The 26,129-nt window shown below is 71.4% G+C and carries 19 protein-coding genes and 1 pseudogene; 9 read left to right on the forward strand and 11 right to left on the reverse strand.

Features of this window, described 5'->3' with window-relative positions; translation table 11 throughout:
• The coding region (locus KY469_19605; protein ID MBW3665306.1) for an LLM class flavin-dependent oxidoreductase at nt 1-1,179 on the forward strand (1,179 nt) is incomplete at its 5' end.
• Nucleotides 1,180-1,209: 30 nt separating this feature from the next.
• Nucleotides 1,210-2,055, forward strand: coding sequence for an alpha/beta hydrolase (locus KY469_19610; GenBank protein ID MBW3665307.1), 846 nt, complete (start codon nt 1,210-1,212; stop codon nt 2,053-2,055).
• A 111-nt stretch (nt 2,056-2,166) separates the two neighbouring features.
• Here the strand turns inward: KY469_19610 and KY469_19615 are convergent, their stop codons facing one another.
• A complete protein-coding gene (locus KY469_19615) occupies nt 2,167-3,069 on the reverse strand; it encodes a GNAT family N-acetyltransferase (protein ID MBW3665308.1) in 903 nt (300 codons plus the stop codon).
• Nucleotides 3,070-3,300: 231 nt separating this feature from the next.
• Between KY469_19615 and KY469_19620 the strand changes: the two genes are divergently transcribed.
• Nucleotides 3,301-4,161 carry a hypothetical protein gene (locus KY469_19620; protein MBW3665309.1) on the forward strand — a complete coding sequence of 287 codons (861 nt, stop codon included), beginning with the start codon at nt 3,301-3,303 and terminating at the stop codon, nt 4,159-4,161.
• A gap of 124 nt (nt 4,162-4,285) precedes the next feature.
• Here KY469_19620 and KY469_19625 read toward each other — a convergent pair whose 3' ends face one another.
• Both KY469_19625 and KY469_19630 read right to left on the reverse strand, forming a co-directional pair.
• Nucleotides 4,286-5,287, reverse strand: a complete 1,002-nt coding sequence (locus KY469_19625) for an acyl-CoA/acyl-ACP dehydrogenase (GenBank protein ID MBW3665310.1) — start codon at nt 5,285-5,287, stop codon at nt 4,286-4,288.
• Nucleotides 5,287-6,447 (reverse strand): acyl-CoA dehydrogenase family protein, encoded by a 1,161-nt coding sequence (locus KY469_19630; GenBank protein ID MBW3665311.1) that lies wholly within the window; start codon nt 6,445-6,447, stop codon nt 5,287-5,289. Before KY469_19630 ends, KY469_19625 begins: the two co-directional genes overlap by 1 nt.
• 58 nt (nt 6,448-6,505) lie before the next feature.
• Here KY469_19630 and KY469_19635 point away from each other — a divergent pair, with 58 nt between their 5' ends.
• Nucleotides 6,506-6,766 carry a cell wall-binding repeat-containing protein gene (locus KY469_19635; GenBank protein ID MBW3665312.1) on the forward strand — a complete coding sequence of 87 codons (261 nt, stop codon included), beginning with the start codon at nt 6,506-6,508 and terminating at the stop codon, nt 6,764-6,766.
• Nucleotides 6,767-6,833: 67 nt separating this feature from the next.
• Here the strand turns inward: KY469_19635 and KY469_19640 are convergent, their stop codons facing one another.
• Nucleotides 6,834-7,496 carry a hypothetical protein gene (locus tag KY469_19640; protein ID MBW3665313.1) on the reverse strand — a complete coding sequence of 221 codons (663 nt, stop codon included), beginning with the start codon at nt 7,494-7,496 and terminating at the stop codon, nt 6,834-6,836.
• Nucleotides 7,497-7,631: 135 nt separating this feature from the next.
• On the opposite strand from KY469_19640, the gene KY469_19645 reads away from it, so the two are divergent.
• Complete coding sequence (locus KY469_19645; GenBank protein MBW3665314.1) at nt 7,632-9,101, forward strand: hypothetical protein; 1,470 nt, start codon at nt 7,632-7,634, stop codon at nt 9,099-9,101.
• A gap of 19 nt (nt 9,102-9,120) precedes the next feature.
• Here the strand turns inward: KY469_19645 and KY469_19650 are convergent, their stop codons facing one another.
• Nucleotides 9,121-10,314, reverse strand: coding sequence for an AI-2E family transporter (locus KY469_19650; protein ID MBW3665315.1), 1,194 nt, complete (start codon nt 10,312-10,314; stop codon nt 9,121-9,123).
• 81 nt (nt 10,315-10,395) lie between these two features.
• The gene (locus KY469_19655) at nt 10,396-11,658 is read right to left on the reverse strand and encodes an MBL fold metallo-hydrolase (protein MBW3665316.1); all 1,263 of its coding nucleotides are present in this window, start codon (nt 11,656-11,658) and stop codon (nt 10,396-10,398) included.
• 130 nt (nt 11,659-11,788) lie between these two features.
• Here KY469_19655 and KY469_19660 point away from each other — a divergent pair, with 130 nt between their 5' ends.
• Nucleotides 11,789-14,548 carry a LuxR C-terminal-related transcriptional regulator gene (locus KY469_19660; protein ID MBW3665317.1) on the forward strand — a complete coding sequence of 920 codons (2,760 nt, stop codon included), beginning with the start codon at nt 11,789-11,791 and terminating at the stop codon, nt 14,546-14,548.
• 66 nt (nt 14,549-14,614) lie between these two features.
• Complete coding sequence (locus KY469_19665; protein ID MBW3665318.1) at nt 14,615-15,304, forward strand: AhpC/TSA family protein; 690 nt, start codon at nt 14,615-14,617, stop codon at nt 15,302-15,304.
• Between the two features lie 82 nt (nt 15,305-15,386).
• Here the strand turns inward: KY469_19665 and KY469_19670 are convergent, their stop codons facing one another.
• Nucleotides 15,387-15,899, reverse strand: a complete 513-nt coding sequence (locus tag KY469_19670; protein MBW3665319.1) for an SRPBCC family protein — start codon at nt 15,897-15,899, stop codon at nt 15,387-15,389.
• Between the two features lie 547 nt (nt 15,900-16,446).
• A pseudogene (locus KY469_19675) lies at nt 16,447-16,656 on the reverse strand (TetR/AcrR family transcriptional regulator).
• Nucleotides 16,657-16,996: 340 nt separating this feature from the next.
• On the opposite strand from KY469_19675, the gene KY469_19680 reads away from it, so the two are divergent.
• Both KY469_19680 and KY469_19685 read left to right on the forward strand, forming a co-directional pair.
• A complete protein-coding gene (locus KY469_19680; GenBank protein MBW3665320.1) occupies nt 16,997-17,473 on the forward strand; it encodes an OB-fold domain-containing protein in 477 nt (158 codons plus the stop codon).
• Nucleotides 17,470-18,666: a lipid-transfer protein gene (locus KY469_19685; protein ID MBW3665321.1), complete on the forward strand. Its 1,197-nt coding sequence runs from the start codon at nt 17,470-17,472 to the stop codon at nt 18,664-18,666. The genes KY469_19680 and KY469_19685 overlap by 4 nt, the downstream gene beginning before the upstream one ends.
• A gap of 23 nt (nt 18,667-18,689) precedes the next feature.
• Here KY469_19685 and KY469_19690 read toward each other — a convergent pair whose 3' ends face one another.
• Genes KY469_19690 through KY469_19700 form a run of 3 tightly spaced genes read right to left on the reverse strand, consistent with a single transcriptional unit; the run spans nt 18,690 to nt 25,932 of the window.
• Entirely contained in the window at nt 18,690-19,133 is a 444-nt protein-coding gene (locus tag KY469_19690) for a DUF86 domain-containing protein (protein MBW3665322.1), read from the reverse strand.
• Nucleotides 19,130-19,540, reverse strand: coding sequence for a nucleotidyltransferase domain-containing protein (locus KY469_19695; GenBank protein ID MBW3665323.1), 411 nt, complete (start codon nt 19,538-19,540; stop codon nt 19,130-19,132). The genes KY469_19690 and KY469_19695 overlap by 4 nt, the downstream gene beginning before the upstream one ends.
• A 47-nt stretch (nt 19,541-19,587) precedes the next feature.
• Entirely contained in the window at nt 19,588-25,932 is a 6,345-nt protein-coding gene (locus KY469_19700) for a cell wall-binding repeat-containing protein (protein MBW3665324.1), read from the reverse strand.
• Nucleotides 25,933-26,129: the final 197 nt, after the last annotated feature.

Below are 26,129 nucleotides of genomic sequence, written 5' to 3' on the forward strand. Positions count from 1 at the left end.
CTCGAGACCGCCCTCCACCACCTCGGCTGGGAGCTTCGCGGGCGACGCGTGGTGATCCAGGGCTTCGGCAAGGTGGGAGCGGTGATCGCGCGCGAGCTCGTCGCCCGCGGGGCCAAGGTCGTCGCGGTCTCGGTTGTCGCCGGCGGGGTGATGAACGACGCCGGGCTCGACGTCGACGCTCTGCTCGCCTGGGTCTCCGAGCACCACTTCCTCGAGGAGTACAGCCACATCTCCGCGAACGAGGTGTACCTCGGCTACCTCGCCGCCTTGACCGAGCGCATCCACCTCGCATCGGGGATCTTCAACATCACCCCGCAGGTCAACCACCCCGTGCGCGTGGCCGAGCGCGTCGCCATGCTCGACCACCTCACGGAGGGACGGTTCGAGTTCGGGACGGGCCGGGGCGCGGGCAGCCTCGAGGTCACCGGCTTCGGCATCGAGGACAACAAGATCACCAAGGAGATCTGGGACGAGGTGATCTGGGAGTTCCCGAAGATGTGGGCGCAGGAGGACTACAGCTTCGACGGCAAGTGGTTCCAGCTGCCCGAGCGCAACGTGCTGCCCAAGCCGTTCACCAAGCCGCATCCGCCGATGTGGGTCGCCGCGGGCAACCCGCCGACGTTCGAGAAGGCCGCACGTCACGGCCTCGGCGTCCTGGGGTTCAACATGAGTCCGATCCGGGACATGGAGCCGATGGTGAAGGCCTACAAGGGGGCCATCGCGGAGGCGGAGCCGGTCGGGGCGTACATCAACGACAACGTCATGATCACCAACACCGCGCTGGTGCTCGAGGACGGGCAGAAGGCGCGCAAGATCGCGACCGACATGGGATCGGGACGGCACCACTCGCTCGTCTACCGCTACCACGACACCTTCCCGACGCCCGAGTACGTACCCGCCTGGCCCGCGACGCTGCCTGACCCGTCCGATAACGCTGTGATGACCCTCATCAACGAGGGCTACATGCTGTGCGGCAGCCCCGACGAGGTCACTGAGCAGATGGAGGCCTACGTCGAGGTCGGCCCCGACCAGCTCGTGTTCGGCCTGCCGATCGACATGCCCATCGAAGCGGCGCTCGAGACCGTGCAGCTGTTCGGCGAGCAGGTCATCCCCAAGTTCGACAGCGACCCCGTCCACCGGTCCACCCGCAACCGTGAGGCCGCCGTCGGGGCCAGCTAGCGTCCGCCTCCTCGACAGCCGAAGGCGGTCATGAACCGACAGCAGCCCAAGGGCCCGGTCTCGGAGTTCAGCTGGCGTGGCTACACCCTGCGCTACGAGGAGCGGGGCGACGGTGCGCGGCCGTTCGTGCTGATGCACGGGCTGCTGCTGCCGTCGTGGATCAACGGCCAGATCGCCGACCGCCTCGCCGAGGCGGGGCACCGCGTGATCCTGTTCGACCTCCTCGGCCACGGCCGCTCCGACAAGCCCACCCACGCCACCGCCCACCGGCTCGAGTTCGCGGGCGAGCAGGTCGTGGCTTTGCTCGACCACCTCGAGCTCGAGGAGGCGGTCGTCGGTGGCGTGTCGCTCGGAGCCAACGTCACCCTCGAGGCTGCCGTCCGCGCCCCGCAGCGGGTCCGCGCCATGGTGTGCGAGATGCCGGTGCTCGAGCGCGGCACGATCGGCGTGCAGCTGCAACTCGCCCCGCTGCTGTTCCTGCTGCGCTACGGAGGCTGGCCGCTGCGAGCGCTCTTCAACGCCGTCGGCAAGCTGCCACGCACCCGCTCCGAGGTCCTCAACGCCGTGCTCGACACCGGCGGTGACACCCGCGAGATGGCCGCGGTCATGCACGGCTTCGCGGCGGGTCCGGTCTGTCCTCCGCTGGCGGACCGCAAGCGCCTCGATGCGCCGGCGCTCGTCATCGGGCACGGTGGCGACTGGATGCACCCGATGGACGACGCCGAGGCCCTGGCTGCCGAGCTGCCGAACGCGCGCCTGGTCCAGGCCCGCAGCTTCTTCGAACTGCGCACCCGCCCCGACCGCATCGTCGGCGAGATCGGCCGCTTCCTCGACGAGGTCTGGGCGCCCCGCCTCGTCGCCGCCGACGAGGCCTAGTTCGAGCGACGCCGCATCCGCGTCGTCGATCGAGCGGTCGCGGTCAACCCGCGGCCGAGAGCGCGGTCTCGGCCGCTGCGCGAGGCGGGGGCCCCGGGCCGCAAGCGAGGACTACAGGTCCTTGCTCCAGCGTCGGTAGGTGCGGACGACCCTCATGCCGACGTGCTCGTAGAGCGACAGCGCCCCGGTCCTCGAGTCGGTCGACAGCCCCGCTGTCACCAGGCCGCGGCGGTGGAACTCGGCGAACGACGTCTGCAGCAGGGCACGACCGATCCCATGGTTGCGGTGTGACCGGTCCACGGCGAGCTGCTGGATCCAGCCGTCGCGGTCCCCGTCCACCAGCCCGACAGCCGCCCCGACGATCTCGTCGCCGTCAACCGCCAACCAGGTCAGCTCCGGATCGGTGTCGTCGCGGTCGAGCAGCGACGCCTGCCAGTCCTCGAAGCTCCACTCTCCCGGCTCGCGGTCGGGCCACTCGGAGAACGCCCGGTCGATGAGCTCGTACACCGCGCGCTCGTCGTCGGGGCGTCGGAGCGTCCGCAGGGTGATGCCATCGGGGAGCGGCGGGGCGTCGCGTGCCCGCTCGAGCTCGAGCTCGAGGAGCCAGGAGCTCCAGCGTGGCGTGTAGCCGCGGTCGCGGAGGAGCTCGATGGCCTCGAGGTTGGTGTCGGAGATAGTCTGGCCCACGCCGGCGCAGTCGAGCTCGCGCGCCCGCTCCTCGCTCCAAGCCGCGAGCGCCGCCCCGACACCCCTCCGGCGGTGATCGGGGTGCACGTGGATCCACGCTCGCCCCGCGATGACGTCGCCGTACGCGATCGGGGTCGCGCGATCCTCGACGAGCACCGCGTCGCGTTCGAGGTCGAGGCTGGGCCGCTGCCAGTCGGCGCGGATGTCCTCGAGGCTGACGTCGATGACACCGTCGAGCACCTCCTCGGCGGCGGCCACCAGGCGGTAGACCGCCTCGGCGTCGTCGGGGCGCGGGGCGCGTGCCGTGAGGTCGGGTGGGAAGCGCATCGGGAGCCCGTGTTGGGGGCCGGCGAGCCTAGCCAGCGGTCGCTCGGCGCCGGACGGGCACGTCCACACCGATGGCCCGCTGGGCCCCTCCGAAGGACGAGCGTGGTCGTTCGGGCCCGGCCCAACGGTCGAGGTCGACGGTCCGTAACGCGACGCTGCGCACCGTGATCGGCGTCCCGACACTGCGTTCGGATGGGTGTGCGCGACCGACCACGGACGAGGGAGATGATCGTGCACCGTCGACGACTGATGACCCTGCTCGCTGCTATCAGCGCCGCCTCACTGGCGATGGTTCCAGGAGGTGGTGGACCCGGTGGTGACCGGGACGGTGACGCCGATCGCGATCCAGCGACCGCGTACACCGAGGACACCGACACCAACGACGGTGGCACACCAGACGATGTCGCCGACGACGGCGACGACCGCCATCCGTCGGGTCGCGACCGCTCGGTGGACCCCGATCCCGGCAACACCGGGAAGTCCGAGAGCGATCCGGACGGCGATGCCAACGGCGGCGTCGACAAGCCCGACGGGGACTCGGATGGGGACCTCGCGGACGAGGACGGGAACAACGGCTGTGGCAACGACGACGACTTCGAGGACGACAACAACGGCAACTGCGGTGGTCCGGAGTCGGAGGGCGAAGCCGGTGTCAACGCGACGCAGGTCCAGCAACGCGAACGCGCCGAGCAGCAGAGCGAGGCGCGTCGCGGCCAGCGCGCACAGCTGCAGGCGCAGGCGGCCCTGCGGGCGCACGAGCGTCCCGACGCCCGGACCGTCGGCGCGGTCCGATCGGCGAGCGCGACGCAAAGCGGCGCCGTGCTCGAGACGGGTGACGTGGTGAGCACGGCGGGTGCTGACGGCGCGGCCGTCCTCGGCGCCGTTCTCGAGCGCCCCGCCGCATCCACGGCGACGTCCGCCGCCGCGCCGGCCGATGCCACGACCACCGAGGTCCTCGGTGTCGCGCTGGAGGCGCAGGAGGTCACCGAGACGACGTCGCTACCGCGGACCGGCCTCGAGCTGTTCGCCACCGCCCTGATCGCGACCGGGCTCGTCGCCAGCGGCAGCGCCATGGTCCGTCGCCGTCGCTGACCCCCCGCCCCGCTGAGCGTGTGCATCCAGCCCCGCCTACCGGGTCCATCTGCACCCGCTCGTCCCCGCCTCCCCTGAGCGTGTGCATCCTGGCCCGCCTACCGGGTCCCGATGCACACGCTCGTCACAGGCCGAGGGTGTCGGCGACGACGTCGCGGTGCTGGTCGGTGGTGCCCCAGGCGGCGGTGAGCGCCCAGATGCGCTTCATCCACAGGTGCAGATCGGACTCCCACGTGTAGCCGATCGCCCCGTGGACCTGCAGCGCCGCTCTGGCGGCCTGCTCGGCCGCGCGCCCCGCCCTCGCCTTCGCCATCGCGACGTGCGTGTGGACGACGGGCTCGTCGCTCGCCACCGACCAGGCGGCACGCTCGACCACGGGGCGGGCGAACGACACCGCGACGAGCGCGTCGGCGAGGAGGTGCTTGACGCCCTGGAACGAGCCGATCGGCACGCCGAACTGCTCCCGGGTCCGCGCGTGCTCGGCAGCCAGCTCGATGACGCGCTCACCCAGTCCGACCAGCGTGGCCGCGGCTCCGAGCGCGCCCCGCAGTGCCGCCGCGTGCAGCGGCCTCTGGCCTGCCGACTGCCCCTGCACCTCGAGGTCGTAGCCCGACCGCACCTCGTACAGGGGCCGCCCCGGATCGACGCTCTCGACCGCGACGACCTCCGCTGATCCGCCGAGTTGTGCGTGCGTCGCGTCGAGGCCCACCTGCACGATCAGATCGGCACCACCCGCGTGCGCGACGAACCGATCCGAGCTCAGGGCGATCGCGACCACGGCGTCGCCCATGGCGATCCGCGGCAGCCACTCAGTTCCCAACGGCGAGCCGGCGAGCACCGCTGGGGCGACCAAGGCGGTCTCGATCAGGGGACCGGGGAAGGCGACCCGTCCCGCCTCCTCGCACAGCACCATCGCCGACACCTCGTCGAGCCCGAGACCGCCGGTGTCCTCGGGCATGAGCGTCCCGAGCATCCCGAGACCCGCGAGCCCGCGCCATAGCGACGCATCGAGGCCGGTCCCGGAGGCAGCCGCCTCGCGGACCCGAGCAGGCGTGCACTCCGCCCCGAGGTACTCCTGTACGGCGCCGCGGTACAGGCGTTGGTCCTCGGTGAACGCGAAGCGCATCATCGGCTCCGGGGCAGGTCGAGCACGCGCTCGGCCACGATGTTGCGCTGGATCTGGTTGGTCCCGGCGTAGATCGGTCCGGCGAGCGCGAACAGGAAGCCGTCGAGCCACGCCCCGCCGTCGGGCGCCTCGTCTCCGGCCAGCGCGGCGTCGGCGCCGAGCAGTCGCAGTGCGGTCTCGTGCAGGTGCAGGTCCATCTGCGACCAGAACAGCTTGTTGAGGCTCGCCTCGAACCCCACCGCCCCACCCTCGAGCACGTGCGACACGGTGCGGTACTGGTACAGCCGGTAGGCCTCCGCATCCATCCACGCGTCGAGCACCTCGTCCCGCGCCGAGGGGCGTCCCGGACCGGCGGACTCCACCCACCGCGCTACGAGCCGCTCGGCCGGGGCGAGGAAGCGCCCCGGCGAGCGCAGGCTCACACCGCGCTCGAACCCGGCGGTCGACATCGCGATGCGCCAGCCGTCGCCCGGGTGGCCGACCGTGCAGAGGTCCGCCGGGACGCGCACGTCGTCGAGGAACACCTCCGCGAATCCGGTCTCGCCGTCGAGCTGGGCGATGGGGCGCACGTCGACGCCGTCGGCGTCCAGGGGCACCAGGATGAACGACAGGCCACGGTGACGCTCGGAGCCGGGTTCGGACCGGAAGAGCCCGAACATCCACTCGGCGAAGGCCCCGCGTGACACCCAGATCTTCTGCCCGCTGAGGACCCACTCCTCACCGTCTCGCCGCGCGGTCGACCGCAGCGACGCGAGGTCGCTGCCGGCCTGCGGCTCCGACCATCCCTGGCACCAGATCTCGTCCGCGCGCGCCATCGGCGGCAGGAACCGAGCACGCTGCTCCTCGGTACCGTGCTCCATGAGGGTCGGCCCGAGGAGGAACAACCCGTTCTGGCCGACCCGCCCCGGCGCCCCGCTGCGCCAGTACTCCTCCTCGAACACCAGCCACTCGATGAGGTCGAGGCCGCGACCGCCGTACTCCTCCGGCCACGCCACGACCGCCCAACCGGCATCGTGCAGCTGCCGCTCCCACGCCCGGTGGGCCTTGAAGCCGTCGGCGGTGTCCATCGACGCCAGCGGTGGGTCCGGCATGTTCGCGGCGAGCCACGTGGCCGCCTCGGCACGTAGCCGTTGCTGCTCCGGGGTGAAGGTCAGGTCCACGGCTCGGGACGCTAGCCGAGCGCGAGACCCGAACCTGACGGGGCGTCAGGTCCCGCTGGTGGCCAAGCGCCTCGTCCCCGATCCCCCCGCCATCGGGCTGGCCACCGGCTTCCGTTTCCCGGATGCGCTGATCGGCGGTGTGCACGTCGATCGCCATGGTGGCCCCATCCTCCTCCCACGACCGGACGAGCTGCCCGCGGTGGTGCAGACGTACCTCGGCGACGACCGCGTGCCGATCATCGCCGGCTACCTCTACGGCGGGGTGGCAGCGCTGGAGGAGTCCGTGCGTACCGCGGTCGACGCGATCATCCACTCCTGACCCCGTCGAGCGTCAGGGCGCGGGAGCCGGGTCCCCGACGCCGGGATGGTCGAGTGACGCCGTCAGGTCACTCGGCGGGCTCGTCGGGGACCAGGATCAGCGTGGGCATGGTCACGTGCGAGTCACCCTCGAGCCCCAGGTTGTGCTGGTTCCAGTTCGCCCCGTGCATCGCCACGCTGAGCACAACGCTGCCCACGTGGGCCTCATCGAAGTCGGCTGGGACGTCGTAGCTGAACGGCAGGTCGTAGCCGTCCTGGTCGGGCGTCACGATCGCGGTGAGGTTCTGCACCGGGAACTGGTGCAGGAACGTGCCGCCGGAGTCGAACAGCATCATCTGGACATCCGCCGCCGTCTGCCCGACGCCTCCGACGAGGCCGGTCCAGGACTCCGCACGGATGACACCCTCGATGTCGCGGTCCGCGTCGAGGTAGAGCGGCACCCCGTTCGCGGTCGTGTAGTCGACCCAGTCCGGACTGCCGAGCTGGTAGTTCACCTCGCGCAGCGGTACCCCGCCGATCGTCCCACAGCCATCCGCCCCGTCGGGGCCCGAGAAGGTGTTCAGGCGGCCCGGCTCGGCGGTTGACCCGCAACCATCCCGACGGAGGAAGAACTGCGTCTCGTCCTGCTCGAAGTGGAAGCCGTCAGGCACGTGCGTCGTCGCGATCAGAGTGGTGGCCAGGATCGCCGCGAGCAGGCCGATCACGACCGTGCGGCCGGGTCCGATGTGCATGGTGTCTCCCTCTCCCGATGGGGTGGTCTTCGACGTCGACAGCCCCGATTCCTACCCGTAGCGTTGGTGTCATCGCCACCGACCGGAGATCTCGTGACCCACGCTGCAACCCCCCGTGGCGTGCAGTTTCCCGAGATGGACGGTGAGCGCAGCACCACGGCCACCGGGCGTGCCGTGTTCGCCGACGCCGCACGCCCCATCGATGCCGGCCTCGCGGAGCGCATCGCCAACGCCCCGAAGTGGCACGCCACCTACCTCGCCTACGTGCGCGATCTGCTCGCCGCCGAGTGGGCCGACCCGCTCGGCGGCGCGGCGGTTCCCGGAGCAGGACTCGACTCGCTGTACGAGCGCATGGAGTTCGTCCGTGACGGCGACGCGATGCGGCTCGATCGTGTGGTCCGCAGCTCTGACGTTCCAGGCCTGCGCACGGTCACGGTCGAGGGGGAGGGTGGGCCGCGCCCCGACGGACTCCGCGTCTCCTACCGCGGCCGGGTGCTGTCGGACGATGCTCTCCGCGCACAGCTACGGGACTGGGTGGACCGCGGCATCGTCGAGCCATCGTTCGCCGAAGCCATCGAGCTCGTCATCGCCACTCCCGACTGGCTCGACCTGACCGACCAGCGGTTCGTCCTGCTCGGAGCGGGCGCCGAGATGGGCCCGCTGGAGTCGCTGTGCGCCTGGGGCGCCGAGGTCGTCGTCGTGGACCGGCCTCGTCCCCCCATCTGGGAGTCGATCCTGGCGGCGGTCCGGGCGGGCACGGGGCGTGCGCACGTGCCGGTGGCGGCAGATGCTCCGCAGGATGACCTGGCGAGGGTCGCCGGGGTCGATCTGATCACCGCTGTGCCTGAGGTGGCGGCGTGGCTGCGCGAGTTCGAGGGGCCGGTCACCATCGGGAACTACGTCTACGCCGACGGTGCAACGAACGTGCAGGTGTCGATGGCCGTCGACGCGCTGATCCTCGATCGCGGGGTTCGGGATCCCGACACCCGTCTGGCCGTGCTCGCCACCCCGACGGACGTGTTCGCCGTCCCGGAGGAGGTGGTCGCGGATGCGCAGCGACGCCACGGCGACGCATCCGGGGCGTGGCCGCGGGTGGCGCGGACGATCTCACGCGACAACCTCTACGTACCCAACTACGAGGATGGCGTGGTCACGACCACGTCGGGGCGCCGGGCCGGCATCGCCGACGCCCTGGTGGCGCAGCAAGGGCCGAACTACGTCCTGGCGAAGCGCCTGCACCGCTGGCGGGCCCGGGCGATGCGGGCGGCGGGTCACCGCACCTCGATCAACGTCGCCCCGGCGACCTCAACGCGGTCGGTGACGAAGAACCGCGTCCTGGCGGCGGCCTACCGCGGGGCGGATCGGTTCGGGGTGGAGGTGTTCGCGCCCGACACCAGCAACACGCTCATGGCTGCCCTGCTCGTGCACGACCTCCGCAACGACAAGTCCAGCGCCAGCCCCGAGGTGGCGCTCGACCACCCGCTCGATCTACTCGCCGAGGGAGCGGCGCACGCGGGGCTGTGGCGGATGCCGTACGCGCCCCGCACGGTGCTGCCGCTCGCGGTCGTCCGTGGCCTGCTCCGTCCCGAGCGAACTCCGAGCTGAGTTCCGGTCTGTCTCCAGGTCAGGCGGGCTGCTGCTCGGTTGCCCAGAGGGTGGACCGGTCACCGACGTAACTGGCGGCGCGGTGGAGACTCGCCGTCAACGGCACCGCGATGATCGCGCCCACGACGCCCATGAGGAACCCTCCCAGCGTCAGGCCGACGAGGATGGCCAGAGGGTGCAGGTCGACGCTGCGGCCAAGCACGATCGGGGCGAGGACGTTGCCCTCGAGTTGCTGCACGACGACCATGATCGCGAGCACCACCAGGGCCATCGCGAGCCCCTCCGCGGCGAGTGCGACGAGCACGGCAGCCGCGCCAGCCGTGAACGCTCCGACGACGGGGACGAACGCGCCTAGGAAGACGATGAAGCCCAGCGCCGCCGCCAGTGGGATGCCGAGGATCAGGAGGGCGACGGCCATGAGCACGCCTTCGAAGGTGGCGATCACCGCCTGACCGCGGATGTAGTCGCCGACCGTCTCCGAGACCCGTCCGCCGATCTCCGCGGCGTGGTCGCGGTACCTCGTCGGCACGAGTGACACGAGCCACCCACCGATGCGGTCACCGTCCCGGATGAGGAAGAACACCACGACGATCATCAGCGCCGTTTGGGCGAGCAACCGCAGAGCGGACTCGGCGGCGGCGATCGCCTGCGTACCGCTTCCGGCGTCGCCTTCCCCTTCGCCTCCGCCCGCGATGCCTTCGCGCAGTCCGTCCACCAGCGTCTGGAGGTCGAAGGCGGGCAGGCCGAAGGCGCCATCCGCGAGTCGCTGCCGCAACTGCTCGTAGCCGTCCTGTACCGCCGTGACCACATCGGGCAGCTCCGAGCTGACCCGCACCGCCACCAAGGCCACGGCTCCGATCGTGATGGCCAGTCCACCCGCGAACACGGCTGCGGAGGCCGCGTTGCGGCCCCACCCGCGGCTGCGGAGACGTCGTGACAGCGGGGCGAGTACGGCCGCGGGGAACGTCGCCAGCAGGAGCGGGACGACGACGATCCTGGCCTGCACGAGGCCGAACACCAAGAGGGCGGCCGTGAGGATGATCCCCACCAACGCCCAGGCGTAGGTGCCGACCCGAACGACCGGGTGTCGCCACGCGCGATCCGATGCTGGCCCGGGACCGTTGGAGGCGCGGCGCCTGTCCTGCGGCTCCCGCTCCCGGTTCGGTGCGTCGGTCGTCGCCACGGTCGCGTCGCCCCCGAGATAGGTGGTCACCTCACCGTACGGGCGTCCGTCGCGCTCTCACGGTCCGTTCGGCCGGGCTGCGTTCCGGCGTCGGCGTCCTCGATCGGCCCGTCAGAGGGCTTCTCCACCGACCGTGAAGCTCGTCGCGATGCGCTCGACGACGTCGTGCAGGTGCGTGGCTGCCCGGGGGATGCGTACGGACAACGACACGTGCCGCGTGCCGTCATCGGCGACGACCTGGTTGAGGCGCTCGTGGCCGCTGGGGATGAGTGCCTCCTCGAACACCCACTCGCCGTCGATGCGGGAGGCTGCCGACGCCCCTGGGACCGTCACCGCGACGTGCCGCTCGACGCGGTCCAGGCTGGTCGCGGTGCGTTCCGTCCGATCGCGAACCGGCCCATCCGACGGTGCCGTGGCGATGACGATCGAGGCAGGGGTATCGTCGAGCCATCCCCGCGCCAGCGCCATCCTTAGCAGGTCGTTGTCCGGAGCAGGGCGCACGTCTGGCTGGCGGATGAGCGGCACCGGCAGCTCGACCGACCACCCATCGTGCTCCCACCTCGACCACGGCCACGTGCCGCGCGCCAGCTCGAACACCGCCCGGTCGCACGCGGTCGCGACCACATCGGCCGGGTACGTGGCGTGCAAGGTCAGCTCCTCGAGCGTCGCACCCTCCTCGACGTACCGGCGTGCGAGCTCGGCGACCTCGGCGATCTCGTCGCGCTGACGCTCGACGAACCCGCGCCCGACCGGCTCGCCGTGCCCCGGCACGTGGATCGCCGCACCGAGTTCGAGCAACGCCCCCACCGTCTCTGGCCACGCCATGGGGTAGCCGTCCTCGTACATCGGCGGACCGATCTGTTCGATGAGGTCACCCGCGACGACGACCCCGGCGTCGGGGACGACCACGACGATGTCGTTGTCGGTGTGGGCGCGTCCGAGGTGGTGCAGCCGCAGACGCCGTTCGCCCACCTCGAGCGCGGCCTCGGAAGCGAAGAGCTGGTCCGGAGCCACGATGCGCGTGTCGCGCAGCGGTTGGTGCAACGCCTGTGGTAGGACGGGTTCGAGGTCCCCGATGTCTCCGTCGACGCGTGCCAGGAGCAGGTCACCGCAGCGGTCGTGGGCCCACCGGGGCGCGGCGGCGAACGCTTCGTTGCCGAAGGTGTGGTCGAAGTGGTGGTGGGTGTTCACGACCGCGGCAACCCGGCTCGTCGGGAGCTCCGCGAGGTCGTCGATCAGCTCGCGGCCCTCCGTGCCCGACCCCCGCGTGTCTACCACGACCAGCGCCCCGCCGACGTCGATCGCGGTCACGTTCACCGTGAACGGGTCGTAGGCACGGACCCAAACGCTCTCGCCGACCTCGCTCCAGCCCACGCCGTGCCTCCCCACTCGCGCCCAGCCTGCCACACCCACATCGCGTCAACGGTGGCGTGGTGATCGGCGCCGTGGTACCCCGCGACCCGTGCAGAGCCGATGGAACGTCCCAGCGGCGTCGGACACCCTCGTGGGTCGCGACGACGAGCTCCGCCAGCTCTCCGCGGCCGTCGCGCGACTCGCAGCGGGGCGCGGTGGTGTCGTGCTCGTCGAGGGACAGGCCGGGCTGGGCAAGAGCCGCGTGATCGACGCCGGCGTCGTGACCACGGCCCGGGAGGCCGGGGTCCGCCACCTCGTCGGACGGATCTTCGAGTTGACGGCGACGCGCCCGTTCGGTCTCGTCTCCGACCTCCTCTTGGACGTCGAGGAGCTCGATGTGGCCGGGCTGTCGGCGTCCGATCTGCCGGTGGACGCGGCCGCCGACGTGGCGTACCGGGTCGTGGATGCGGTCCGCTCGACCGTCGCCAAGCTGGCGGCGGACGCGGCGCTGGTGCTCGTCGCCGAGGACATCCACGACGCCGACGCCGGGAGCCTGCTTGCCCTCCACGACCTGGTCCACGTCACGGCCGAGGTCCCGTTGCTGCTCGTGCTGTCCCGTCGACTGCACCCCGCCAGCGACGAGGTGCTGGCCGTGGTCGAGAGGATCCGCGACGTCGGGGGCGTGGTACTTGCGCTCGAACCGCTCTCGGAACAGCACGTCGCGGACCTGCTCACCGCAACCCTCGGAGCAGCGCCGGGTCCTCGCCTGCTCGAGCTGACCGGTCGTGCCGCGGGCAACCCCCTCTTCGTGACCGAGCTCGTGGCCGGCCTGCTCGAGGAACAGGCGCTGCGGCAGACCGACGGCACCATCGAACTCGAAGAGCCGGTTCTACCGGCATCGCTCACCTCGACCATCCTCCGCCGGCTGCGCTCGCTCGACCCACGGTCGCGCGCGCTGCTGCGGGACGCGGCCGTGCTGGGTACGTCGTTCCGCATCGACGACCTCGCGCGATCGCGGGGCGACGACCCGGTCGCCGTCGCGGACGGGCTCGCTCCGGCGTTCTCCGCAGGGTTCCTCGTCGATGACGGCGATCGTGCCGCGTTCCGCCACGCGCTCGTTCGCGATGCCGTCTACGAGGACATCTCGTCGGCGGTCCGAGCCACGCTGCACGTCCGTGCAGGGCGGTGGCTCGCGGAGAGGGGCGCCCCCGCGTCGGACGTCGCCTACCACCTTGCGATCGGGGCCACATCCGGCGACGACGAGGCGGTGTCGTGGCTGCGTCGCGCTGCGGAGGAGGCCGCGCCGGTGGACCCGCGGCTGGCGGTCGAGCGCCTCCAGCGCGCGCTCGAGCTGACCCCGGCGGATCGCCCCGCCGTCCACGAGCTGCGCGTGGCGTTGGCGCGGTGCCTCCTCTGGAGCGGGCGACTGGCGGAGGCGGGCGAGACCGCCGAGCACGTCCTGGCCCGACCGGCGATGTCGCCGCCCGAGGAGGCGGAGGCGCGCTTCGTACTGGCTCGGGTACTCGCGTACCGCGGCCGCATCCCCGCCTCGATCGAGCAGGTGCAGCTCGCGCTGCGGGAAGGGTTGGCCTCCGGCGCGCGACGCGCGCAGCTCCTCGCGGACCTCGCCCTGCGTCGCGGCCTCGATGGAGACCTGCCCGGAGCGGACGACGCGGCCCGGCGGGCGCTCGTCGCCGGCCAGGAGCTGGCCGACTCGCTCACGGTCCGCACCGCCCGCTGCGCCCTCGCCTGGAACGCTGCGTTGCGGGGAGAGGCCGCCGCGGCGTTGGCGTACGCCGAGCGTGCGGTGCGTTCGCCCGGCCACACCGACGCGGTCGAACCGGTCCAGGCCCGGCTGTACCTCGGCTTCGCACGGCTGCACGCCGGCGACCTCGCGGGTGCCCGGGTGGTCCTGGAGGACGTTCACGAGCAGGGAGCGCAGCTCGGTGCGGTGTGGGCGGCAGGCCTGGCTCACTCCCTGCTGGCGATCGTCGGCTGGCTGGCTGGAGACTGGGACGGCGCCGCATCGGCAGCGAGGGACGCTGTCGCGGCCGCCGAGGCGGGAGCGGCACGGACGTGGCTGCCGTTGGCCGCGGCGGGCGGGGCGCTCGTAGCCGCCAGCCGCGGCGAACGAGAAGTCGCCGCCCGGCTCCTCGCGGCCGGCGAGGAGGTGGTTGCGGTGGCGGGCGGGATCCACGTGGGCGCCGGTCTCCTCGGTCTGGCCCGTGCCCGGCTGACCTCCGACGGGTCGGTCGAGGGCCGCAGGTCCGCGCTCCAGGCCGATGTCGCGTACGGGGCCTACACGCACGTGCCGTTCCACCTCCTCGATGCGCCGATCGAGCAACTCGCCGCGATCGCCGGGCCGCGAGGGGTGGAGGTGCTCGAGGACCTGGCGAGCGAGGCGGCCGGGGCGGCGCTGGCGCGGTCTCGCGCCGGTGACGACACGGATGCGCTCGTGGCCGCGGCGACGACGTTGGGGTCGGCCGGGCTGGTCTTCCACCAAGCACGGGTCGGGGAGGACGCCGCCGTGGCGCTCGCGCGTGCCGGGCGCAGCGCAGAGGCGAGCGCGCTTGCCGACGAGACGCTGAGCTCCTACGCGGCTCTCGCCGCCGACGCCGAGCTCGATCGTTGCCGTGCCCGGTTCCGGGATGCGGGCCTGCGCCCCGGAGTTCGAGGTGCCCGACGCCGTCCGGCGACCGGCTGGGCCAGCCTGACCCCCGCGGAGATCCGCGTCGCCCGCCTCGTCGCCGAGGGTCTCACGAACCCCGACATCGCGGACCGACTGTACGTGTCACGCCGCACGGTGGAGAGCCACGTCTCCAGCGTGCTCCGCAAGCTGTCCCTCTCGTCACGCGTGGAACTCGCCGTCCTCGTCGCCGATCGCGGTGCCGGAGGGCCCGGATCTCCGTGACCTCACGGATGTCTCCGGACCCGGCCTGGGTGAGCATGACCGCACACCGACCGCGAGGACGAGGCCATGCCCGAGATCTACGAGACCCAGGTCCGCGAAGCTGAGCGCGAGTTCATCGAGAGCTGGGCGCGCGGTCCGCAGCAGCCGCGGTGGGACGCACTGCCACCGCAGCTGGGTGACGCCGCACCTGACGCGGGTCTTCGCGACCACACTGGTGCGCAGGTCGCGCTCTCGTCGTTCTGGCAGGACCGGCCTGCGCTGGTGATGTTCTGGCGGCACTTCGGCTGTGGCTGCGGGGTGGCGCGAGCGGCTCGGCTGCGCGACGAGATCGACGACCTCGTCGCCGCGGGTGCGAACGTGGTCATCGTCGGGCAGGGGGAACCGGAGCGCGCAGCCCGGTACCGCGACGAGCACGGGCTTGCGTGCCCGATCCTGTGTGATCCGGACCGCGACCTCTACCGCGCCTACGGACTCCGCGAGGGTGTCGTGCCGCAGATCCTGTTCGACGCGCCCGAGGAGTTCTGGACCCACGACCGTGCCATCGGCGAGGAGTTCCAGCACCAACGGCGCGAGAGCGGGCGTCCGCTCGTCGACAGCCCGTGGCAGCTCCCGGGCGAGTTCGTGGTGGATACGTCCGGGACGATCCGCCTCGACCACCGCTACCAGCACTGCGAGGACTTCCCGCCGCCGCTCGTGCTGATCGCCGCCATCAAGCAGGCGCGGCAGCGGCTGCTCGATGCCGTCGGCCCCTCGTGACGACGAGGACGCGCGGCGCTGGCGGAGCGTTCACCCGCCTCGTTGCTTCCCGACTTCTGGCTGTTGGTTCCTGTCTGTGCGCTCAGATCGGACGCGGACCGCTGACGCCGGCCCGTGTCCCCGGCTGGACGGGGCGGGACGGCGTCAGCCGCTGAGGTTCCCGTGCTGAGGTGACGGCTACGACGCCCGCCTCGAAACCACGTGCCAGCGTCGCGACGCCCCGACGCATCCGCGCCGGAAGGAACCGCAGGTCGAGCGCCGTAGGGACGGAGTCGTAGCGGGCCTCGAACAGGCAGCCGCCGTCCCACGGGCTCGCGCTGAGGTGCAGGCGGGCGATCACCGACGTGCCCTTGTGCCCGTCGAGGTGCACGTTCAGACGTCGACGCCGCACGACCTCCCAGTTCACGGCGGGCCGGTCGCGACGACCCAGGACGCGCCCCGCCGCGGTGGCGCCGACCTCGTGCAGACGCACCCCGGCATCGGGATCGGCCTCCGCCACGGGCAGCCACGCGGGCCACCTCGTCGGATCGGTGATGTGGTCGAAGACCTCCTCCGGCCCGACCGCGAGCCACGTCCTCGCCTCGGCGTACCCCATCTCGGTCTCCTCCTAGGCCGATGACTGACCGTCGGTCATACTTTGACTGACCGTCGGTCAGTTGTCAAGGGACGGGTGGGCGGGATGCGTTGGGCCGGAGGGTCGGCGTGGTCGGGCCGGCGTGGCAGCGCGCTCAGACCCTGGCGAGCGCCTTGCGGATCAGCTCGCGCGAGTTGCGGACGAGGCCGTCGCGGTCGACCTCGCCGGGGGCAAGCAGGGCCGCCATGCAGCAGCCCTTGCAGCCGTGGTAGATGAAGCGGGCCGCGCCCGAGGTGTCGCCGACGTCGACCGCGCCGAGCTCGACCGCGGCTTGCAGGCCCGCGTCGAGCAGGGTGATCACCTGCTCGTCGTAGTCGGCGAGGTGGCTGGAAGCGTCCCGGAGCTCACCGGCCTCGTGCACCGCCAGGAAGCGCTCGCGATGGCCGATCCAGTAGTCGATGATCGCCGCGGTGAGCGAATCGATCAGTTCGGGGACGTCCTCGGCGGTCAGCTGTCCCTGCAGGTCGGTGAGCGCCTCGACCACGAGTGCGGTCATGCCCTGGCACAGCCGCTCGTAGAGCGCCGCGACGAGGTGGTCTTTCGTGGGGAAGTACAGGTAGAAGGTCCCCTTCGCGACGCCGGCCCGTTCGGTGATCTCGGCGACGGTCGTCGCGGCGACGCCCTTGTCCCGGAACAGCTGCTCGCCGGCGTCGAGCAGCAGCTCGCGCTTGCCCGTATCGGGGCGCGGAGCTTCGGCGGGGATGGCGGAGGCGCTCATGACCGCTGGTCACTGTACCGCGGCACGCGGGGCTTCCGCAGAGGTGGGTGGCGTGTGGCGGTCACGCGGCGGCGATCGGGACGTCGGTGTGTAGCTCCGCTCGGTCATGACCGAGCCCAGCTACACATGAACCGTGGCGAGGTCTACTATCGGGGTAGTAGCTAGCCCAGGAGGCGGGCGATGGCGGGCGGCGAACGACACACGGAACGTCAGCGGGTGCGGAGCCACCTCGGTGGCGTTCTCTGCGCCAGCCTCTTCCGGACCCAACCGTTCGTGCCCGACACGCGTCGGTACCGGGAGGCCACCGGTTAGTATCTGACGCCCCGTCAGGAAGCGTGCCGTGTCGCAGGAGACCTCCCGTCCCGCCATCGAGGGCTGGTTCGCCACCGAGCCCGAGCCGCACCTGATCGGTGGCCGGTGCACCACCTGCGGCACCGTGGTCTTCCCCGACAACCGGCTGGCTTGCCCCAACCCCGCTTGCGCCGGCCACGAGTTCGAGCCGACACCGCTCGGCCGTCGCGGACGGGTCTGGTCGTTCGCGACCAACCACTACCCGCCGCCGGAGCCGTACATCACCCCGGACCCCTTCGTGCCCTACACGGTGGTCGCGGCTGAGCTGCTCGCCGAGAAGCTCGTCGTGCTCGGCCAGCTCGCCGATGGCTCCGATCCGTCCGAGCTGGCCGTGGGTGGCGAGGTCGAGCTGACCGTCGGGGCGCTGTATCAGCAGGAGGATGGCACCGTCCGGACGGTGTGGAAGTGGGCGCCCGTTGGGAGAGGCGCTTCGGGGGAAGCGGACGCAGCGGAGGTCGGGGCGTGAGCGAGCACGATGTCGCCGTGGCCGGGGTCGGCATGCACCCGTGGGGCAAGTGGGGGCGCAACTTCGTCGAGTACGGCCTCGTCGCCGCGCGCAAGGCACTGGTCGACGCGGGCGTGAGCCTCGACGATGTCGACTACGTCGTCGGTGCCGAGACCGTGCGCAACGGCTACCCCGGTTACGTCGCGGGCTCGACCTTCAGCCAGGCACTCGGCTGGACCGGCGCCCCGATCGCCACCGTCTACGCCGCGTGTGCGAGCGGGGCGCAGGCGATCGACGTCGCTCGCGCCCGCATCCTCAGCGGCCTCGCCGAGGTCGTGCTCGTCGTCGGAGCGGACACGACGCCCAAGGGCTTCCTCGCCCCGAATGCGGGCGACCGCCCCGACGATCCCGACTGGCAGCGCTTCCGCCTCCTGGGCGCGACCAACCCGACCTACTTCGCCTTCTACGCCCGACGCCGGATGGACCTCTACGGGGCGACTCCCGAGGACTTCGCCGCGGTCAAGGTCAAGAACGCCCGTCACGGCCTGCACAACGAGCACGCGCGCTACCGCAAGGAGGTCAGCGTCGAGGACGTGCTCGACTCGCCACTGGTAAGCGACCCGCTGCACCTGCTCGACATCTGCGCGACCAGCGACGGCGGGGCGGCGGTCGTTCTCGCCTCGATGGAGTACGCGAGCCAGCGCCTCGGCCTCGACCGTCCCGCGCGGGTATCAGCGGTCAGCACGGTCACCCCCACGTACCCCGACGTCATCCCCGACCTGCCAACCATCGCGACCGACGCCGCCAACGTCGTCGCCCCGCCCGAGACGCCGTTCCGCGACGCCATCGCGAAGGCCGCCTACGAGGAGGCCGGGCTCGGCCCCGACGACATAGACGTCGCCGAGGTCTACGACCTGTCCACCGCACTCGAGCTGGAGTGGTACGAGAACGTCGGCCTGTGCGAGCGGGGCGAAGCCGAACAGCTCGTGCGCAACGGCGACACGACCATCGGCGGGCGCATCCCCGTCAACCCCTCCGGCGGACTCGCCTGCTTCGGCGAGGCCGTGCCCGCGCAGGCGCTGGCCCAGGTGTGCGAGCTGACGTGGCAGCTGCGCGGCCAAGCGGGGGAGCGGCAGGTCGAGGACGCGAAGGTCGGGCTGACCATCAACCAGGGGCTGTTCGGTCACGGTAGCTCCGTGATCCTCACGCGCTGAGCGCGGACACGACGGACCGACCGTCAGCGGCTCGCATCCTCGGCCAGGAAGGCCGCCACCTGCTCGACGTAGCTGCCGTACTGCTCGCGTGCCGCCGGCACGGCCGCAGCGACCTTCGTGAGGTCGATGCGTCCGTACTCGTGCGTGAGGATGTTGCGCAGGCCGACCGATGACCGCAGCGCCGATGCCAGCTCGGGTTCGATCGCCCCGAGGCGTGCGAGCAGCTCGAACGAACCGCGGTAGTCCGAGGGGGCTCGCGGACCCCTCGCAGAGACGACGTGGGCGTTCACGCCTGCGGCGATGTCCACCAGCTGAGTGAGCACGCGCTCGACGATGTGTCGGGTTCCACGCTCCCGCTCGAGCCTCTCGGCGCTGACGTCGCCGAGGTGGTCGAGATCCGTGAGCAGGTCGCTCAGGAGCTCGAGCTTGCGCTGCACGGTGCCGCGATCAAGTTGTCTGGGGGTCATCGCTGCAAGGTTTCCAGCGCGAGCTGGCGCATCCAGGCCGTGTCCCACTCGAGCAGCAGCGCGGCGGTCCGAGCCTCGGCGTACGCCCCAGGTTCTGACTCGTACAGCGCCTCGGCCTCGACGAGCGCGCGGGTCCGTGCGACGGGGGCGGCACGCCCGGCGTCCATCACGTCGATCCCCTCGTAGTCGGTGAGGTCGATCAGCGCGTTGACGACCGCGATCACATCGCCCTCAGTGTCGGGCTCGAACACGATCGCGACATCGAGGTCATTCGGTTCTCCGTCCGGCGAGGTGGCGCTGCCGAACACCGTCAGCACGCGGATGCCGTGCCGGGTGCACAGGTCGTCGAGCCGGCCGTCCTCGGTGGCCGACCGCAGCGTGGCGATCGCAGCGCGGGGCGTGGACACGGCCCGACTGTACCCAGCCCGCACCCGACCTCTGGGCAGGATGCTCGTCAGCGGCGTGAGAGCCGGGCGAGTTCGTTGCGGATCGCGTCGGGGACGGTGTCGGTGGTGACGAGCAGCACCGGGGCGCCGAGGGCGGCCGCGGCGGCGGAGCCGGCGAGGGCGTCGGGGAAGTTGAGTCCGGTGGCGATGTAGACGGTGTCGACGGTGCCGGGGAAGGCGTCGGCGACGGTGGCGGCGGCGGTCTGGTAGCGGTCGGGGCCGGCGATGCGCTGGGGGACCACGCCGGTGATGGCGGCGATCCGGGACGCGACCGCGTCCGAGATCGCGGCGGTGCCGCCCAGCAGCTTGACCGTCCTCGGTTGCAGCCGGGCGAGCTGGGCGGCGGTGGCGTCGGGGACGGTGTCGGTGGTGACGAGCAGCACCGGGGCGCCGAGGGCGGCCGCGGCGGCGGAGCCGGCGAGGGCGTCGGGGAAGTTGAGTCCGGTGGCGATGTAGACGGTGTCGACGGTGCCGGGGAAGGCGTCGGCGACGGTGGCGGCGGCGGTCTGGTAGCGGTCGGGGCCGGCGATGCGCTGGGGGACCACGCCGGTGATGGCGGCGATCCGGGACGCGACCGCGTCCGAGATCGCGGCGGTGCCGCCCAGCAGCTTGACCGTCCTCGGTTGCAGCCGGGCGAGCTGGGCGGCGGTGGCGTCGGGGACGGTGTCGGTGGTGACGAGCAGCACCGGGGCGTCGAGGGCGGCTGCGGCGGCGGAGCCGGCGAGGGCGTCGGGGAAGTTGAGTCCGGTGGCGATGTAGACGGTGTCGACGGTGCCGGGGAAGGCGTCGGCGACGGTGGCGGCGGCGGTCTGGTAGCGGTCGGGGCCGGCGATGCGCTGTGGGCCGACCCCCGTGGCCGCAGACACCAGGGACGTCGCACCGTCCGAGATCGCCGCGGTTCCACCGAGGAGCTTGGCGTCGAACGGGGCAGCGATCGGTGTGACCGAGTTGGAGGCGACGGACGCGGCGCTATCGCCTTGACTGTTCGTGGCGATGACCGTGAACGTGTAGGCCGTGCCGCTCGTCAACCCCTCGACGGTCACCCTGGTGGGGGGCGGCGCCAGGCTGGTCTCGTCGGCGGTCACGGTGACCGAGCCGACATCGGCCGGCGAGGTGATGATGCGGTAGCTCGTGATCGGCGCCCCGCCATCGTCAGCTGGAGAGTCCCAGCTGACCGTCGCCTCCTCGATGCCGGCGGTCGCGTCGACGTCCGTCGGCGGATCCGGGACCCCGAGCGGGGTCACGGCGGGCGACGCCGCGGACGCGGCGCTGTCGCCGACGCTGTTGGTGGCGACGACCGTGAAGGTGTAGGCGGTGCCGTTGGCGAGGCCAGTTAAGAGCGTGCTGGTGGTCGCGCCGCTGACGATCCTGGTCTTGCCTCCCGGCGAGGCGGTCACCCTGTAGGTCAGGATCGGCGCCCCACCGGTGTCGGCCGGTGCGCTCCAGCTCACCGTGGCCTGCTCGTCACCCGCCTCGGCAGTCACGTCGGTGGGCGGGTCGGGCACGCCGAGCGGTGTGACGGCGGTGGAGGGTGGGGACGGGGCGGAGTCGCCCTGGCTGTTGCTCGCCACGACCGTGAACGTGTACGCGGTGCCGTTGGTCAGTCCGGTGATGACCGCCTCGGTCGTGGCGCCGTCGACCGTGGCGGTGGCACCGCCGGGTGAGGCGGCCACGGTGTAGCTCGTGATCGGGGCGCCGCCGGTGTCGGCCGGTGCGCTCCAGCTCACCGTGGCCTGCTCGTCACCCGCCTCGGCAGTCACGTCGGTGGGCGGGTCGGGAGCCGTGAGCGGGAAGGCGAGGTCCCAGTCGCTCGCGGTGACCGTCCACACCGTCAACTGGATGTCGCCATCGGGCAGCGCGGTCCGGTCTCCGATGCAGGGATCTGGCGAGGCGGTGCCGGTGTCGTTGTCGCAGTCCCCGGCCTCGACGCCGTCCTTGAAGACGGTGATGGTGGTCTCGTCCTCGTGTTCGGGGATCTGTGAGGCATCGAGGCGGAAGACGATGACGAGCGGGTCCTCCGGAGTCGTCGCCGCCGGGGCCGTGATGGATACCCGCACCCCGGCGAGGACGAACCCGTCCGGATCCGCACCCACTGGCTCCTCGGTTATCGTGATCTGTCCCGGGTTCGGGCTCGTGATTGCCGTGGTCACGGGATGCTCCGGGGTCGCGCCTCCGCCGTCGGGATCGGTCGTGGCGTCGGTCCGGATCTCCCACCCTGCCTGGGTGGCGTCGGCCTCCTCGTCGGGTTCTTCGACGACTCCGCTGCTGCCCTCGACGAGGTCGTGCGGATCCTCGAGACCACCGAAGTCAGCGGTCCACGCACCGCTGCCATCCGCAGTCACCTCGACGTACGTCAGGCCGAACGGGTTGTGGAGGTGGACGATCAACACTGCGCCCGGCGTCGCGACTCCCGCGATCGTGTCCGCGGCGGGATCGGCTGCGGTGACCGCGAGTTCGGTGACCGTCAGCGTCTTGGCCGTCACGCCGTCGGTGACGTCGATGACCTGACCGGGCTCGAGGTCGAGCCCCGGGAGGTCCCAGTGACCGGACGTGTCAGTGGGGATGTCGTCGATCGGAACGCCGGCGTCAACGGTCAGGCTGACCACGTCGTTGGGGGTCCAGTCGTCGCCCCACAGTTCATCCGTCAACGGCCGTGCGGAGATGGTCGGCGTGAGCACGTGCCAGTCGACCGCGGTCGCGTCCCGGCCGACGTCGGGCTCGCGAGCCTGACCCGACGTACCCATAAGAGCCGGGGAGGTCCCGGTGACCAGATCGGCCGTTGCCTGTTCGTCCTCCTCCGTACCCGGCACCGAGAAGTCGGCCGTCCACTCTCCGGCAACGTCTGTGACTACACGCCGGACCGCCTCGGACGAGTCGAAGACGCTGACCTCCACGAGGGCGCTGGGCTCGGCCGTTCCGGATACGGTCTCCGTCGTCGCGTCGACATCGGTGACGGCCAGCCCGGTGACGGTGTGTTGTTTCACCGTCTCCCCTTGGGTGACCGTAACGACGTGGCCGACGGCCACATCGAACGCCACGTCGAACCAGAACTCGCCCCGGTCGTCGGTGGGAACATCAGTCGCGACGTGGAGCGTGCCGTTCTCCGCGTCGGCATCGCTGTCGATCGTGATATCGACCGTGGCGGCGGGGAGCCACTCGACGCCCCGGATGTTGTCGTTGACGGCTCGGACGTCGAAGCGGGGATCGGGGACGTTCCAGGCCACGTGTGTTTCGTCGCCATCCTCGTCGGGTTCGTTGACCTCGCCATCGCTCCCTGCGACGAGGTCCGCGGTGGTCTCCTCGCCCTCCTCGTCGCCCGGGTTCTTGAAGTCCGCGGTCCAGTTGCCGGCGGCGTCTGCGACCTCGTGTCGGAAGGCGCCGTCGAAGAACCCGTACGCGAAGACCTTGACATCGGCGAAGGGGGTAGCGGTGCCGGACAAGGTGTCGGTGCCGACGTCCATCGCGGTCACGGACAGCGCAGTTACCTCGTGGATCTTGGTCGTCGTGCCATCGTCGACGGTCACAACGTGGCCAGGTATCAGGTCGAAGCCTCCTTCGAGGTCGACCCATAGATGCCCGGACTCATCCAGCGGTAGGTCGAGTTGCGTGTAGCCGTCCCCACCATCGTTGATCGTGATGTCCACGAAGCCATCCGGTTCGAAGTCGAACAACTCGAGGTTGTCGAACTGGGGTCGCGCGATGATCATCGGGTGGGGGACGCGCCAGGAGATCGAGGTGGTGTCGTGGTCCTCGTCGGGTTCGGCGGCGTTGCCGCTGCTGCCGGGTCCGAGGTCGGCGGTGCCGTGCTCGCCGTTGTCCTCCTCGGGCGGCGCGGCGAAGTCGACGGTCCAGTCCCCGAACTCATCGGCGACGGTGCGCCGCAACCCACCCTGCTCGCGCCACACGTCGATCTGTGTCCCAGCGGTGGCGGTGCCCGACACGGTGTCGAGGTCGGGGTCGACCTCGGTGACCGCCAGGTCGGTGACGGTGTGGGTCTTGGTGATCAGCCCGTCGCTGACGGTGATCTCGTGTCCCGGCGCCAGGTCGAGCCCAGCGAGGTCGTTGACGTGGAACTCGCGGTCGTCCTCGACCGGCACATCCAGCGCCTGGAACGCCGTGACCGCCCCCGCGACGACGGTCACGTCCACGAAGCTGCCCGGCTCCCAGTCCCAACCGTCGATCGCTTCCCAGTCCGGGTGGGCGTTGACCACCGGGTCGGGGACGCGCCAGAAGATCGAGGTGGTGTCGCCGTCGTCGTCGGGCTCGGCGGCGTTGCCGCTGCTGCCGGGTCCGAGGTCGACGGTGCCGTGCTCGCCGTTCGCCTCCTCGGGCGGCGCGGCGAAGTCGACGGTCCAGTCCCCGAACTCGTCGGCGACGGTGCGCCGGAACGCGCCCTGGTCGCTCCCCACCTCGATCTGTGCCCCGGCGGTGGCGGTGCCCGACACGGTGTCGAGGTCGGGGTCGACGTCGGTGACCGCCAGATCGGTCACGACGTGGATCTTGGTGGTCAGCCCGTCGCTGGCGGTGATTTGGTGTCCCGGTGCCAGGTCGAGCCCTTCGAGGTCGTTGACCTGGAACTCGCGGTCGTCCTCGACCGGCACATCCAGCGCCTGGAACACGGTGCCGACGTCGTTGTCGACGGTCACGTCCACCAAAGTGCCGGGCTCCCAGTCCCACCCGTCGATCGCTTCCCAGTCGGGATGCGCGTTGACGACCGGGTCGGGGACGCGCCAGTCCGCCTCGGTGGCGTCGCGGTCGGCGTCGGGCTCGCGGGCCACGCCGCCGCTGCCCGGCCCGAGGTCGGTGGTCTGCTGCCCGAAGTCGTCCTCGCCTGGGATCGAGAAGTCGACCGACCAGGCGCCGTTGCTCGCGGCCTGGGTCCGACGGAAAGCGCCTGAGAAGTCGAAGACGTGCACCTCGACCACGGCTCCCGCCGGGGCGAAGCCCGAGACGGTGTCGGCGGCGACGTTCACGTCGGTCACGACCAGCCCGGTCACGATGTGGGTCTTGGACAGGTCGCCGTCGGTCACCGTGACGAGGTCCCCGGCCTGGACGTCGGCGGGCGCGGTGTCGACGTGGAAGTTGCCGAACTCGTCGGTGGGCACCGCCAGGTCCTCGAAGCGGGTGCCGTTCCCGGGGTCGAGGTCGTCGTCGACCGTCACCGCCACGGTGGAGTCCGGCGTCCACTCCTGTCCGCTGATGCGATCGGCGTGGGCGTTGGCGAAGAACCTCGGGTCGGGCACGCGCCAGCCCACGAGGGTGCTGTCGCCGTCGTCGTCGAACTCCGATGCCGCCCCCTCGCTGCCGGCGACGAGGTCGACGGTGAGGTCGTCGCCGGCGTCGGTCTCGTCGCCGCCGGGCACGGAGAAGTCCGCGGTCCACGTCCCGTCGACCTCAGCGACCACGCGCCGGAACGTCCCGGGACCCTCCGGCATGTGCACGCCGACCTGTACCTCGGCGCCGGCCGCCGCCGTCCCCGACACCGTCTCGGCGTCCGGGTCGACCGCGGTCACGGTGAGCGCCGTGATCACGTGGGTCTTGATCGTGCCACCGTCGGTGACGGTCACCTCCATCCCCGGCACGAGGTCCACGCCGAACTCGCCGAGACCGATCCCCCAGTTCCCCTGAGCGCCCGTGGGCACGTCGAGCTGCTCGTGGACGACGACACCGTCGGACTCGACAGTCACGTTTACGGTCGAGTTCGGGGTCCAGTCCCACCCGTCCACGAAGTCGGGACCGGGATGGGCGTTGAAGCGCGGGTCGGGCACGTGCCAGTCGAGCTGGGTGGCGTCGCCGTCGTCGTCGGGCTCATCGGCCGAGCCGCTGCTGCCGGGGATGATGTCGAACCTGGTCTCCTCGCCCGGCTCGCCGCCGGCGACCGAGAAGTGAGCGGTCCACTCGCCGGTGACGCCATCGGCGACCTCGTGTCGCCACGCTCCCGGATCTGCGTACGGGGACACGGTCACGTCCGCACCCGGCGTGGCGATGCCGGAGACGGTGTCGGCGACCGGATCGACACCGGTGATGGTCAGCCCGGTCACCTCGTGGGTCTTGGTGGTCGCGCCCTGGGTGACGGTGACGACGTGGCCGGTGTCGAGGTCGAGGAGGTCGCCGATGTAGTGGTCGAAGCGGCCGGTGCTATCGGTGGGTACCCCGGTTTCGTCCACCACGGAACCGTCGTCGACCGTGATGTCGACGCTCCCGTTCGGGGACCAGTCGAAGCCCGAGATGGAGTCGAACTCGACGCGTGCCTGCAGGACTGGCGTCGTCTGTGCGAACGCCGGCACGTTGGCAGGCACGATGGCCGTCGCTACGACCGTCGCCGACGTCATCACGAACGATGTCAGGCGCACCGCACGGCCCCCGCTCGTCGATGCAGCGGGAACCGTCGCTCGGGGCGGGGTCGGAGTCAACTGTTCGGATCGATCGTGCGCCCAGGCAGTGTCCTGTGCGTCCTGCGCACAGGACACTGTGGCGATCCCCGGGCCTGAGAGAGTGCACATCCCGGAGGTAGCATCACCTGACGCCCCGTCAGGTTTCCCTCCAGGAG

This window comes from Actinomycetota bacterium (assembly GCA_019347575.1).
Lineage (GTDB): Bacteria > Actinomycetota > Nitriliruptoria > Nitriliruptorales > Nitriliruptoraceae > JAHWKY01.